General features: G+C 71.5%; 12 protein-coding genes and 1 pseudogene. 7 read left to right on the top strand and 6 right to left on the bottom strand.

Going from position 1 to position 12013, the window contains the following annotated elements; all coding sequences use genetic code 11:
* The first annotated feature begins 26 nt into the window (after positions 1-26).
* Both nagA and ABZ464_RS10875 read left to right on the top strand, forming a co-directional pair.
* Positions 27-1130, top strand: a complete 1104-nt coding sequence (gene nagA, locus ABZ464_RS10880; RefSeq protein WP_359274382.1) for an N-acetylglucosamine-6-phosphate deacetylase — start codon at positions 27-29, stop codon at positions 1128-1130.
* 125 nt (positions 1131-1255) lie between these two features.
* A complete protein-coding gene (locus tag ABZ464_RS10875; protein ID WP_359274021.1) occupies positions 1256-2179 on the top strand; it encodes a 1-phosphofructokinase family hexose kinase in 924 nt (307 codons plus the stop codon).
* A gap of 2 nt (positions 2180-2181) precedes the next feature.
* Here the strand turns inward: ABZ464_RS10875 and ABZ464_RS10870 are convergent, their stop codons facing one another.
* Positions 2182-3153 carry a carbohydrate-binding protein gene (locus ABZ464_RS10870; protein WP_359274018.1) on the bottom strand — a complete coding sequence of 324 codons (972 nt, stop codon included), beginning with the start codon at positions 3151-3153 and terminating at the stop codon, positions 2182-2184.
* A gap of 143 nt (positions 3154-3296) precedes the next feature.
* Positions 3297-4967: a diguanylate cyclase CdgB gene (cdgB, locus tag ABZ464_RS10865; RefSeq protein ID WP_359274016.1), complete on the bottom strand. Its 1671-nt coding sequence runs from the start codon at positions 4965-4967 to the stop codon at positions 3297-3299.
* Between the two features lie 330 nt (positions 4968-5297).
* On the opposite strand from cdgB, the gene ABZ464_RS10860 reads away from it, so the two are divergent.
* Positions 5298-5873 (top strand): flavin reductase family protein, encoded by a 576-nt coding sequence (locus tag ABZ464_RS10860; protein ID WP_359274013.1) that lies wholly within the window; start codon positions 5298-5300, stop codon positions 5871-5873.
* A 47-nt stretch (positions 5874-5920) separates the two neighbouring features.
* A pseudogene (locus tag ABZ464_RS10855) lies at positions 5921-6391 on the top strand (GNAT family N-acetyltransferase); the annotation flags it as partial.
* A gap of 82 nt (positions 6392-6473) precedes the next feature.
* On the opposite strand, the gene ABZ464_RS10850 reads toward ABZ464_RS10855, so the two are convergent.
* Complete coding sequence (locus ABZ464_RS10850; protein ID WP_359274010.1) at positions 6474-7349, bottom strand: alpha/beta hydrolase; 876 nt, start codon at positions 7347-7349, stop codon at positions 6474-6476.
* A gap of 86 nt (positions 7350-7435) precedes the next feature.
* Positions 7436-7873 carry an alternative ribosome rescue aminoacyl-tRNA hydrolase ArfB gene (gene arfB / locus ABZ464_RS10845; RefSeq protein ID WP_359274007.1) on the bottom strand — a complete coding sequence of 146 codons (438 nt, stop codon included), beginning with the start codon at positions 7871-7873 and terminating at the stop codon, positions 7436-7438.
* A 145-nt stretch (positions 7874-8018) separates the two neighbouring features.
* Here arfB and ABZ464_RS10840 point away from each other — a divergent pair, with 145 nt between their 5' ends.
* Positions 8019-8594: a TerD family protein gene (locus ABZ464_RS10840; RefSeq protein ID WP_037709701.1), complete on the top strand. Its 576-nt coding sequence runs from the start codon at positions 8019-8021 to the stop codon at positions 8592-8594.
* A gap of 108 nt (positions 8595-8702) precedes the next feature.
* Positions 8703-9218, top strand: coding sequence for a GNAT family N-acetyltransferase (locus tag ABZ464_RS10835; RefSeq protein WP_359274379.1), 516 nt, complete (start codon positions 8703-8705; stop codon positions 9216-9218).
* Here the strand turns inward: ABZ464_RS10835 and ABZ464_RS10830 are convergent.
* Entirely contained in the window at positions 9215-10678 is a 1464-nt protein-coding gene (locus ABZ464_RS10830) for a M1 family metallopeptidase (protein WP_359274376.1), read from the bottom strand. The genes ABZ464_RS10835 and ABZ464_RS10830 overlap by 4 nt on opposite strands.
* Before the next feature lie 7 nt (positions 10679-10685).
* On the opposite strand from ABZ464_RS10830, the gene ABZ464_RS10825 reads away from it, so the two are divergent.
* Positions 10686-11186 carry a hypothetical protein gene (locus tag ABZ464_RS10825; RefSeq protein ID WP_359274004.1) on the top strand — a complete coding sequence of 167 codons (501 nt, stop codon included), beginning with the start codon at positions 10686-10688 and terminating at the stop codon, positions 11184-11186.
* A 12-nt stretch (positions 11187-11198) separates the two neighbouring features.
* Here the strand turns inward: ABZ464_RS10825 and ABZ464_RS10820 are convergent, their stop codons facing one another.
* Complete coding sequence (locus ABZ464_RS10820; RefSeq protein WP_359274001.1) at positions 11199-11882, bottom strand: pentapeptide repeat-containing protein; 684 nt, start codon at positions 11880-11882, stop codon at positions 11199-11201.
* Between the last annotated feature and the right edge of the window lie 131 nt (positions 11883-12013).

Here is a 12013-nt window from a genome sequence, read left to right as displayed (position 1 = left end):
TGCTCCTCACCGGCGCCAACGTGGTCATGCCCACCGGGACGGTCAAGGGCGGCCAGGTAGCCGTCGAGGGCCGGTACCTCACCGCCGCCACCCCGGCGAACGCCCACGTCATCGACGCGACCGGCCACTGGCTGGTCCCCGGCTTCGTCGACCTCCACAACCACGGCGGAGGCGGAGCCTCCTTCTCCGGCCCGGTGGAGGACGTACAGAAGGCGATCCACGCCCACCGCGCCCACGGCACCACGACCCTCGTCGCCTCCACCGTCACCGACGACATGGACGTCCTGGTCCGCCAGGCCGGCCTGCTGAGCGAGCTGACCGAACAGGGCGACCTGGCCGGCATCCACTTCGAGGGCCCGTTCATCTCGCCCTGCCGCAAGGGCGCCCACTCCGAGGCGCTGCTGCGCGACCCGGACCCGGCGGACGTACGCAAGTTGCTGGACGCGGCACGCGGCGCCGCGCGTATGGTCACCCTCGCCACCGAACTCCCGGGCGGGCTGGACTCCGTACGCCTCCTCGTCGAACACGGGGTGATCGCGGCCGTGGGGCACACGGACGCGACGTACGAGCAGACGGTTCAGGCCATCGAGGCGGGCGCGAGCGTTGCCACCCACCTCTTCAACGCGATGCCGCCGCTCGGCCACCGCGCCCCCGGCCCGATCGCCGCCCTCCTGGAGGACGAGCGGGTCACGGTCGAGCTCATCAACGACGGCGTCCATCTCCACCCCGCCTCGCTGGAACTGGCGTTCCGTCACGCGGGCGCGGACCGGGTCGCGTTCATCACCGACGCGATGGACGCGGCCGGCATCGGCGACGGCCGCTATCTGCTGGGCCCGCTGGAGGTCGAGGTCAGCGACGGGGTCGCCCGGCTGGTGGAGAGCGGTACGATCGCCGGCTCGACCCTGACCCAGGACCGCGCCTTCCAGCGCGCGGTGACCGTCGACCGCCTCCCGGTCGAGGACGCGGTCACCGCCCTGTCCGCGACCCCGGCCCGTGTCCTCGGCCTCTACGACACGGTGGGCTCCCTGGACCCCGGCAAGGACGCCGACCTGGTCCTCCTCGACGAGAACTTCGAGGTCAAGGGCGTGATGCGCAAGGGCGACTGGGTGGTCGATCCCCAACTGTCCTGAAACGACCCCCGTCCTGAGGACGGTGGCCGACCCGGGGTCTGGGCCGGTCGCCGTCCTTTTGGCATGATCGGGCCCCGCGGCAACCGTCGCGCACCGCTCGCAGCACTCGGGGGAGGTCGGCACAGGTGATCCTCACGGTCACACTGAACACCGCTCTCGACCTCACGTACCGCGTCCCGGTCCTGCGCCCGCACGCCGCGCACCGGGTGACTGAGGTGACGGAGCGTCCGGGCGGCAAGGGGCTGAACGTGGCGCGGGTGCTGGCCGCGCTGGGGCACGAGGTGACGGTCACCGGTTTCGCCGGCGGGGCCACCGGCGAGGTCGTACGGGATCTGCTCCCGCTGTCGGTCGGCGACGCGCTCCTGCCCGTCTCCGGCGCCACCCGCCGCACGGTCGCCGTCGTCGACATCCGCACCGGTGACACCACGCAGCTCAACGAGCCCGGCCCGCTCATCACCCCGGCGGAGTGGTCCGCGTTCCAGGAGGCGTACGAGGATCTGGTCGCCGACGCCGACGCGGTGGCCCTGTGCGGGAGTCTGCCGCCGGGGGTTCCGGTGGGGGCGTACGCGGGGCTGGTGCGGAAGGCACGGGCCGCGGGGGTGCCGGTGCTGCTGGACACGAGCGGGGAGCCGCTGCGCCGGGGGGTCGCCGCACGCCCGGACCTCGTCAAGCCGAACGCCGACGAACTGGCCGAACTCACCGGGTCGCACGAGCCGCTGAGGGCGACTCAGGACGTCCGGCGGCGCGGCGCGCAGGCCGTGGTGGCCTCACTGGGGTCCGAGGGGCTGATCGCGGCGACCGCCGAGGGCCGCTGGCGGGCGACCCCGCCCACCCGCGTCCACGGCAATCCCACGGGCGCCGGCGACTCGGTCACGGCCGGCCTGCTCTCGGCCCTCGTCGAGGGCCTGCCCTGGCCGGACCGGCTGTCCCGGGCCGTCGCCCTGTCCGCGGCGACCGTCCTGGCCCCGGCGGCCGGCGAGTTCGACCGGTCCGCCTACGAGGAGCTGCTGGGCCGCGTCGCGGTGACCGGGGAGGCCACCGCGGCCTGAGCTCAGCTCTTGACCTGGCCCGCCTTCAGATACAGCTGGTCCAGCAGGACATTGCACTTGTCGCCGCTCTCGCAGGAGATCGAGATGGTGTTCGTGCCCTTGGTGAGCGTCGGGTAGGAGTACGTCGTCGTCCAGCCCTTGGCGAAGTCGCCGTCGGCGGCGTTCGCGTAGTTCTTCATGCTGATCGGGCTGCCGAACTTCTTGCCGTTGACGGTGAGCGTCATCGACTGGTCCTCACCGGCGGCGCTGTAGTGCGCGAAGAGCGTGTAGGAGCCGTCGGACGGGATCCCGTTGACCGTCCAGGTCACCGACGCGCCCTGGTTGTTCAGGTTGTTGACGTAGATCCCGCCGTCCGACTGCGCGCCCTGGACGTCGGAGGCGAGCGAGGCGCCGCCGCCGAGCTTGAGGGTCTTGGCGTCGACCGTCGGCAGTTCCTCGGCGGCCTTGCCGGTGGACGACTCGCTGGGGGAGGCGCTCGCGGAGGCGGAGGCCGAGGGGGAGACCTGGTTGCTCGCGTTGTTGCCGTCACCGGAGTCGGAGTCGCCGTTGGCCATGGCCACCGCGATCCCGATCACGACGGCGGCGACCACGGCGACCGCGCCGATCAGCAGGCCCTTGGTGTTGGGCCCGCGGCCGCGGCCGCCCCCGCCCGGCACGGACTGCTGACGGCCGGTCGGGCCGCCCCCGCCGGGGAAGGTCTCGGGCGCGGCGTAGTTCGCGTTCGGCTGGCCGTAGGCGCCCTGCTGGGGCACCGTGGGCTGGCCTGGCTGGCCGTACTGACCGTACTGCGCGGTCTGCTGCTGCGGCGGCTGTCCGTACTGGCGCTCACCGACCGCACGCACTCTGTTGACCGAGCCCGGGTAGCCGTAGCCACCGGAGGGCGGCTGGGCGCCGTTGGCCTGGCCGTCGGCGTAGAGGTAGCCGAACGGGTCGTCGTCCTCGGGCGTACTCGCGCCGTTGTTGCCGGGCGTCATCCCTTCGTACTCCTCAACAGGTGCGGGGCTGATGCGTTGCAAGGTGCGAATGGCGAGCCTACCCGGTCCAGCTGCCCCGAACGGGTGACCCGTATCGCATCAGCTCGGCGACCTGGGGGCTGACCTGGTGGTTCGTCGGTGTTTCACCCCGCACGTCTGTGCTGTTTGGGACGAGATCGTTTCTCGACGTACATCCGCTCGTCCGCGGACTTCAGGACTTCGTCGGCGGTCATCCCGCAGTGCGCCCATCCGATGCCGAAGCTGGCGCCCACCCGGACGGCCCGGCCCTCGGCGCGGATCGGCTGGATGATCTCGTTGCGCAGGCGTACGGCGAGGTCGGCGGCGTCGGCGCGGCCGAGGCCGTCGGCGAGGATCACGAACTCGTCGCCGCCGAGCCGGGCGACGGTGTCGCCGTCGCGGACGGCCCGCGACAGGCGCCGGGCGACCTCGATGAGGACCGCGTCGCCCGCGTTGTGCCCGAATCGGTCGTTGATGGACTTGAAGCCGTCGAGGTCGCAGAAGAGGACCGCGAGCCCCTTGGTGCCGTCGTCGCGGGCGCCGTCCTCGGGGGCGGCGGTGTGGACGTGGTGGTCGTAGCCGTCGTAGGACTCGGCGCCGGCCGGGCGGTAGTCGAAGCCGTGTCCGTTGGCGTCGAAGGCGGGGTGGCCGTAGGCCTGGTCCATGGCGTCGACGGCGGCGGGGTGGGTCGACTGGGGGCGCGAACAGATCCGGGCCGAGAGCCGCGAGCGCAGTTCCGCGGAGTTCGGCAGCCCGGTGAGGGAGTCGTGGGAGGCGCGGTGGGCGAGCTGGAGCTCGCGGCGCTTGCGCTCCTCGATGTCCTCGACGTGGGTGAGGAGGAAGCGGGGCCCGTCGGCGGCGTCGGCGACGACGGAGTTGCGGAGGGAGACCCAGACGTAGGTGCCGTCGCGGCGGCCGAGGCGGAGTTCGGCGCGGCCGCCCTCGGCGGAGGTGCGCAGCAGGGTGCCTATGTCCTCGGGGTGGACGAGGTCGGAGAACGAGTAGCGGCGCATCGTGGAGGCGGGCCGGCCGAGCAGCCGGCACAGGGCGTCGTTGGTGCGCAGGATGCGCCCGTGCTGGTCACCGCCCATCTCGGCTATCGCCATGCCGGACGGGGCGTACTCGAAGGCCTGCCGGAAGGACTCCTCGCTGGCGCGCAGGGCCTGCTGCTCCCGTTCGAGACGGACCAGTGCCCGCTGCATATTCGCGCGTAGACGCGCGTTGCTGATCGCGATGGCGGCCTGGAACGCGTACATCTGGAGCGCCTCGCGCCCCCAGGCGCCGGGCCGGCGGCCGTTGCGCGGCCGGTCCACGGACAGGACGCCTATGAGCTCACCGCAGGTGCCGCCGCTGCCTGGCGGGGCGGGGGTGTACATGGGGGCGAAGAGCCGGTCGGAGGGGTGCCACTCGTCCTCGAAGCGGGGGGCGGGCCCGTCGGTGTACCACTGCGGGACGTCGTCGTCGTCGAGGATCCAGCCCTCGGTGTGGGGTATGAAGATCAGGTCGCCCCAGGTCTCGCCCATGCCCAGCCGGCGCTCCCAGGAGGTGCGCGAGCCGACCCGGCCGGTGATGAGGGCCTCGGCGGCGGGGTTCCCGGAGAAGGCGGCCACCACGAGGTCCCCGTCGGGGCGCACGAGGTTGACGCACGCGAGCTCGTAGCCCAGCGCGCTGACCACGCCGTCGGCGACGGTCTGCAGTGTTTCGGCCAGGCTGCGGGCCGCGTTCATCTCGGCCATGACCTGGTGCAGCTGTCGCAGGGACGCAAGGCGGACGTACGGCTCCGACTCGGTCTCCATGCTTCGCCCTCCCCCCGAGACTTCGCAGCGAATCAAGGGTTGTCTTCGGCGTAACGTTCGTTTCTGTCGTTCCAGTCCGTTGCGTATGTCCTAGTGACACCTCCGCCACTGAATCACAGCGCGCTGCCCACTCGGTACACAGGGTCAACAATTAATGCGTCTTGTGACTCAAGTCACAGACGAACCTGAACATTTGAGTGGAGTTTCTGCGTTTTCCCTGTGTGTTTACTGAACACAGCACGCACACAACAAATCGGTCCACAGACCTACGACCCTACTCGGACCGAGGTCCGATGCGGCGGGCCGGGCTCCGACACTAGCGTTCCGGGCGTGGCTACCGACGTACTGAAGACCCCTGCCGTCCCCGCCTTTGGGCATCCTGTGGGAGTGAGCAGCGAAGAGTTCCGCGCGGTGATGTCCCGGCTGGCCGGCGGGGTGGTCCTGGTGACCGCGCAGGAGCCGCCGCTGGACCCCGACGACCCCGGGGCACCCGAGGGCGAGTACGCCGGCATGACGGCGACGGCGTTCCTCTCGATCTCCCTGGACCCGCCTCTGGTGCTGGTCAGCCTGCGCACGGGCTCCCGGATGGACGACCTGCTGGACGAGCAGCCGCTGTGGGCGGTGTCGGTGCTCTCCGAGAGCCAGCGGCACATCGCGGGCCGGTTCGCCATGAAGGGCCGGCTCAGCGACCGGCTGCTCTTCGAGGACATCCCGTACGTCCGCGGCGAGGCGACCGGGGCACCCCTGGTCGGCGGTGCGCTGGGGACCGTGGAGTGCCGGACCGAGCAGCGGGTGGAGGCGGGCGACCACACGCTCGTGATCGGGCGGGTGCTGAAGGCGCGGATGCCGAGTGCGGAGGGCGGTCCGCTGCTGTATTTCCGGGGCCGGTACCGGCAGTTGGGCTGAACGGAATTCAGTGGCCGGGGGATGACGGGCCGTCTTACTTTCCCCGGATGACGAACACATCGGGGACTTCTCTCAGGCTCGAAGAAATCACCTCCACGAATCTCGACGCGGCTCTCGCCGTCAAGGTCGCCCCCGAGCAGGAATTCGCAGTCGCACCCGTCGTGAAGTCACTCGCCGAGGCCTATGCGCACCCCGGTGTCGCCTGGCCCCGACTGATCATGGACGGTGACCGTCCGGTCGGCTTCCTGATGGCCTATTTCGACATCGACTGGCGCCTGGACGGCACACTGTTCCGCTCCGGCCTGTGGCGCCTGAACATCGCCTCCGGAGAACAGGGTCGCGGTTACGGCCGTTTCGCGGTGCAATCGGTCGCGGACGAGATCCGCCGCCGGGGCGGCGAGGAGCTGTACGTCACCTGGCACGCGGGCGAGCACGGCCCCGAGGAGTTCTATCTGCGCCTCGGCTTCCGCCGGACGGGGGAACTGAGCGGGAGGCAGGTAGTGGGGGTGCTGGGCCTGAAAGAGCGCGGGGCTGTGTCGACATGCGGCTCCGCCGCGTGGGCGCGACCGGCCACGACGCGGCCGCACCCGAAGGACGGCCCTACTGCATCTGCCGGCGCCGCCCCCTGCACTCCTCCAAAAAGTCCAGGAGACGCAGATGATGGCGGCGAGCGGAACGCCCGAGGCTGATGTTGTGCCCGGCGTCCGGTTCGTGGTCCACGCGGACCAGGGGCGCGGTGAGGGACCGTGTCAGCTCGCGCAGGGCCGGCGGGTCCCAGGCCCACAGACGCTCGTACTCGGCGAAGGTGAACCGCACGGGCACACGGATGCGGCTGGCCACGTCGGCGTACCGGCCGGGCCAGTCGGGGATCTCCTCGGCCTCCCGCGCCGGGACGGGCGCGAGGAAGCGGCGCGCTAGGCGGAAGGTGTCCGGCGGGTAGAGGGTGAGCGGCCCCCAGTGCAGCCGGGGGTCGGGGCGGTCGCGCAGGGCCGCCAGCCGGTCGGGCGGTACGGCCCAGCGGGCGCCGACCCCGGAGACGTCCACGCCGAGGAGCCGGTCGTCCTTGCCGGCCGTGGCCGCGGCGGTGAGCGCGACCTTGCCGCCGAGCGAGTGACCGACGAGCAGGAACCCGGCCCCCGTCCCGTGGGCGTCGGCGTACGCGCGTACGGCCGCCCGCACACACCGGGCCTGCTCGGTGAGGCACAGTCCGTGCGGCAGCGAACGCGCGGAGAGGCCGTAGCCGGGTCGGTCCAGGGCGAGGGCGGCGTAGCCGGCGTCGGCGGCGAGCGCCAGGAGGGAGGTGGAGGCGTCGGCCTGGCCGTGGAAGTAGCCGGCTGCCATGCCGCTGCCGTGGAGGGCGACGAGGACGGCGCGGGGTGGTGCGCCGTCCGGGGGGAGCGCGAGCAGGCCGGACAGGGGGAAGTCCCCTGCGTCGAGCTCGACCCGCCGGACCTGCTCCGCCTGCCGTACGGCCATCACGTCGCTCCTCGCTGCCGACCCCCGCGCTCCAATGTCACATCGGCGGGGGCAGGCTGCTCGGTGGGGGGAGCTGTGAGGGTGGGTCAGGACCAGTTGCGGCCGTTTCTGCCCTGCTTGGTCTGCGAGCGGGCCTTCTTCTCCCTGAGCCGGCGTTCGTTGATGCCGCGGGGGATGCGGGTGGGGCGGCGGGGCTTGGGCGGCGGGGCGGTGGCTTCGGCGAGCAGGGCCGCGAGGCGTACGGCGGCACTCTCGCGGTTGCGCCACTGGGAGCGGTGCTCGGAGGCGCGTACGACGATCACGCCGTCGACCAGACGGCCGGCGAGCCGCTCCAGCGCACGCGCCTTCCACACCTCGGGCAGTGCCTCGGTGCGGGCCAGGTCGAAGCGGAGCTCCACCTGCGAGTCGCTGGTGTTGACGTGCTGCCCGCCCGGCCCCGAGGACCGCGAGAAACGCCACGCCAGCTCGGCCTCGGGGAGCGGGACGGAACCGCGGATGAGATGGGGACCGGACATGTCCCCCATGGTCGCCCGTCGGGCATGGCCGCGTCATCCAGATTTCCCCGGTAAAGAAAGCAAAGAGACCAGGAACCTTGCGTACCCCTCTTGGCGTTCATACCGGTAGCTGTAGCTTTCTGCCGTACCTGAACCGAGGGAAGGGTCCCAAACCATGGCTGTAAGCCTGTCCAAGGGTGGCAACGTCTCGCTCACCAAGGAGGCTCCGGGCCTGACCGCCGTCACCGTGGGCCTCGGCTGGGACGTCCGCACCACCACCGGCACGGACTTCGACCTCGACGCCTCCGCGATCGCGGTCAACACGCAGGGCAAGGTCTACTCCGACGCCCACTTCGTCTTCTTCAACAACAAGCAGACCCCGGACAGCACCATCGTCCACACCGGCGACAACCGCACCGGTGAGGGCGCGGGCGACGACGAGGCGATCAACGTCAACCTGGCCGGCCTCCCGGCCGACATCGACAAGATCGTCTTCCCGGTCTCGATCTACGACGCGGAGAACCGCTCGCAGAACTTCGGCCAGGTCCGCAACGCCTACATCCGCATCGTGAACCAGGCCGGCGGCGCCGAGATCGCCCGCTACGACCTCTCCGAAGACGCGGCCACCGAGACCGCCATGGTCTTCGGCGAGCTGTACCGCAACGGCGCTGAGTGGAAGTTCCGCGCGGTCGGCCAGGGTTACGCCTCCGGCCTGGTCGGCATCGCCCAGGACTTCGGCGTCAACGTCTGATCCAGCGACCGATCGGCACGCTGTTCACCATCTGATCAAGCCATCGAGGGGCCCCGGTTCACACCAGGGCCCCTCGTGCGTGCAGGCGACGACTAGCCTGCCCCCGTGATGCTCCAACCGCTCCCCCTCACCCCCGACCACGACATCCCCGCCCCGCTGCTCACCGAACTCACCGCGCTGTACGCCTCGAACCGCGAGTTCCAGGCGCTCAGCGGTGACTTCCCGGATCCGGACGACATCCGGCCGGAGCAGGTGGCGCGGGCGTTGGCGGAGGAGCTGGCCGAGCCGGGGGTGGAGGTGTCGCTCGCGAGGAGCGAGGGGCGGTTGGTCGGGGTCGTGATCACCCTGGCCCACCACCCCGACCCGGCCGACCCGGATCCCTGGATCGGGCTGCTGATGGTCGACGCGGGGGCGCACGGGCGGGGGTACGGTCGGCGGATCGCCGAGCGCGTGGCGGAACGCTTCCGCGCCGAGGGTCGTACGGCCGTACGCCTCGCCGTCCTCGACGCCAACCCCAAGGGCCTCGCCTTCTGGACGGCCCTCGGTTACGAGGTCATCGGCCACCGGCGGGATCTGCAACTGGGGCGCCCCTGCGCCGTCCTGCGGAGAGAACTCCGTCCCTAGCGCTCTCGGGGCAGCTCCGGTCTGCCCTCCCCGTACAGCCAGTCGTCCCAGATCTCGTCGATCTCGTCGAGGTTCTCGTCCGGGGCCTGTCGTTCGACGTACGCCGTGAAGTCGTCGGTGTCCGCCGTGCCGTGGCGGTGGGCTGCGGTCCAGCCCTGGACGATGTCGTAGAAGGCGTCGTCGCCGACGGTCCGGCGGATGCGGTGGACGACCATCGCGCCGCGCTGGTAGACGGGGTCGGAGGAGATGTCGGCGGCGGTCGGGGGCTCGCCGGGCGGGAAGTCCCACAGGTCGGGGTAGTCGTCCTCGCCGTGCTCGTAGAGGTCGGTGAAGGTCTCCTCCGCCGTGGCGCCGCCCTCGTCCTCCTCCCACAGCCATTCGGCGTAGGTCGCGAAGCTCTCGTTGAGCCACATGTCGCGCCAGGTCCTCGGGGTGACGGAGTCGCCGAACCACTGGTGGGCGATCTCGTGGACGAGGGTGGCGGTGTCGGGGGGACCGGGGAAGACGGGACGGTTCTGGGTCTCCAGGGCGTAGCCGGAGTCCCCCGGGCGGTCGACGATCGCGCCGACGGAGGAGAAGGGGTAGGGGCCGAAGTTGTACTGCGCCCAGTCCATGACCTCGGGAAGACGGGACAGCACCTTGCGGCTCGCGGACGTCTGCGTCGGGTCGACCGCGACGTACACCGGCAGGCCGTCCTTCGTCGTGGAGCGGGTGACGGTGTAGCGGCCGATCGCGAGGGTGGCCAGATAGCTCGCCATGGGTTCGGCGGTGTGCCAGGTGGAGGTGCGGCGGCCGCCGACGGTCCTCTCGCCGGTCGGCTCGCCGTTGGAGACGGCCGTCAGGTCCTTCGGGACGGTGACCGCGATGTCGTACGACGCCTTGTCCGAGGGGTGGTGGCTGCCGGGGAACCAGGCCATGGAGCCGACCGGTTCCCCGAGGGCCAGCGCGCCGTCGGCGGTGCGCAGCCAGCCCTCCTGCGAGCCGTCGGGGTCGGTGACCGGCTGCGGGGTGCCGGAGTAGGCGACCGTGACGCGGAAGGTCTCGCCCTTGTCGAGGGCGCGGGCCGGGCGGACGCTCAGCTCCTGGCCCTTACGGCTCCAGCCCGCCCGGGTGCCCTCGACCGTGACCTCCTCGACGCTCAGGCCCTTCAGGTCCAGGTGGAAGGAGTCGAGGTCCTGTGCGGCGCGGGCCGTGATCACCGCCGAGCCGGTCAGCGCCGGGCGGCCCTTCGGGTCGTAGGCGAGGGTCAGGTCGTAGTGCGTGACGTCGTACCCGCCGTTGCCGGACTTCGGGAAGTACGGGTCGCCGACGCCCGCCGCCCCGTCGGCTCCCCGCCCGCCACCGCCCGAGCAGGCGGTGAGGAGGAGCAGCACGAGGACGGAGCGCACCAGGACGGAGCGCACGAGGACGGAGCGCACGTATCGGGGCACAACCGCGATCCTACGAGGGCATGACACCATCACCCTCGTGCTCGACATCGGCTACGCCCTCTCCAACCGCTTCCCGGACCCGCCGCAGACCGACTACCGCCGCGCGGACGTCCACGCGCTGCGGCACGACCTGTTCTGCGGTGACGTCTACCTCGCCGACACCAAGGCGGACCGGGAGTTGTCCACAGCCTGGGGATGGGTGCCGGTACTGGACTTCGCGTGGGCGCTGTGCGACATCGTGGAGCGGATCGACCGGGACCCGGCGGGCTCGCGCGCCTCCCGCCCCCAGTACGCCGAGCTGGACTTCACCGAGTCCACCGACCGCATGCTCTTCGAGCGCCGCTTCGGCTGGGTGGACGTCGAGGCCGACTGGATGCCCGCCGAGGAAGCGCCGCTGACCTTCTCCCACACGGAGCTGCGCCGCGAGTCCCGCGACTTCCTGCACGACCTGCTCGCCGATCTGATCGACCTGCACGAGGACCTGGGCGAGAACCCGGCGATCTGGACCCTCCAGGCCCGCTTCCCCCGCATCGGCTGAGAAACCCTCCCCCTACCCCTCCACCCTGATCCCCAGCTGGGCCGCCAGCACCGGTGCCAGGTCCAGGAGCTGCGCCGCGCTGATCACCGCGCCGGACAGACGGTCCACGCCCGACGCGATGCCCAGTTCGGCCGCGCCGCGCAGGTCGACGTCGGTGAGGGTCGCCGCGGTGAAGTCCGCCGCCTTCAGCGCGCAGTCCACGAACTCCACCCGCTCCAGCCGGGCCCCGCCGAAGTCAGGCTCGACGAGCACACAGCCCTGGAACACGACGTCCCGCAGCCGCGCCTGCCGCAGATTCAGGAAGTCGATCTTCCCGCCGCGGATCAGCACCCGCTCCAGCACGGCGCCGTACAGCTGCGTCCCGCCCAGACGGGCCTCGGTCAGCTCGACATCGCGCAGGGTCGCCTCCGCGAGGTCGGTGCCGACGCCCCGCACGCCGGTGAGGACCGAGTCGAGAAAGCGGGCGTGTCCGAGCCGCGTGCCGTCCAGCGCGCACTCCGTCAGGGCGCAGTCCATGAAGCGGGCGCCCGCGCCGTCCTGCCCGGCGAGGTCCCGCGCACGGAACTCCACCCCGTCGTAGTCCCCGTCGGGCTCCAGCTCCCCTTCTCCGTACGGCTCCAGCGCGGGCAGCCGCACCTCCGGCCGCCGCGCGCCCCTCACCACCCTGCCGGTCCCACCGCTCGCTCGCCTCGCCATGCCCCCATCGTGCACCCCACCACTGACACACCACCTGACCTGCGACGACACCGCCGCACCCGGGCGCTCGGCCGCCCGCCCTTGACCTCGAGCAAGCTTGAGGTTCAAAGCTGGATCCCGGACACACCCCT

Source organism: Streptomyces sp. NPDC005820, assembly GCF_040630255.1.
Taxonomy (GTDB): domain Bacteria; phylum Actinomycetota; class Actinomycetes; order Streptomycetales; family Streptomycetaceae; genus Streptomyces.
The sequence above is the reverse complement of the archived record's forward strand: the minus strand, read 5'-3'. Positions and strand labels throughout refer to the sequence as shown.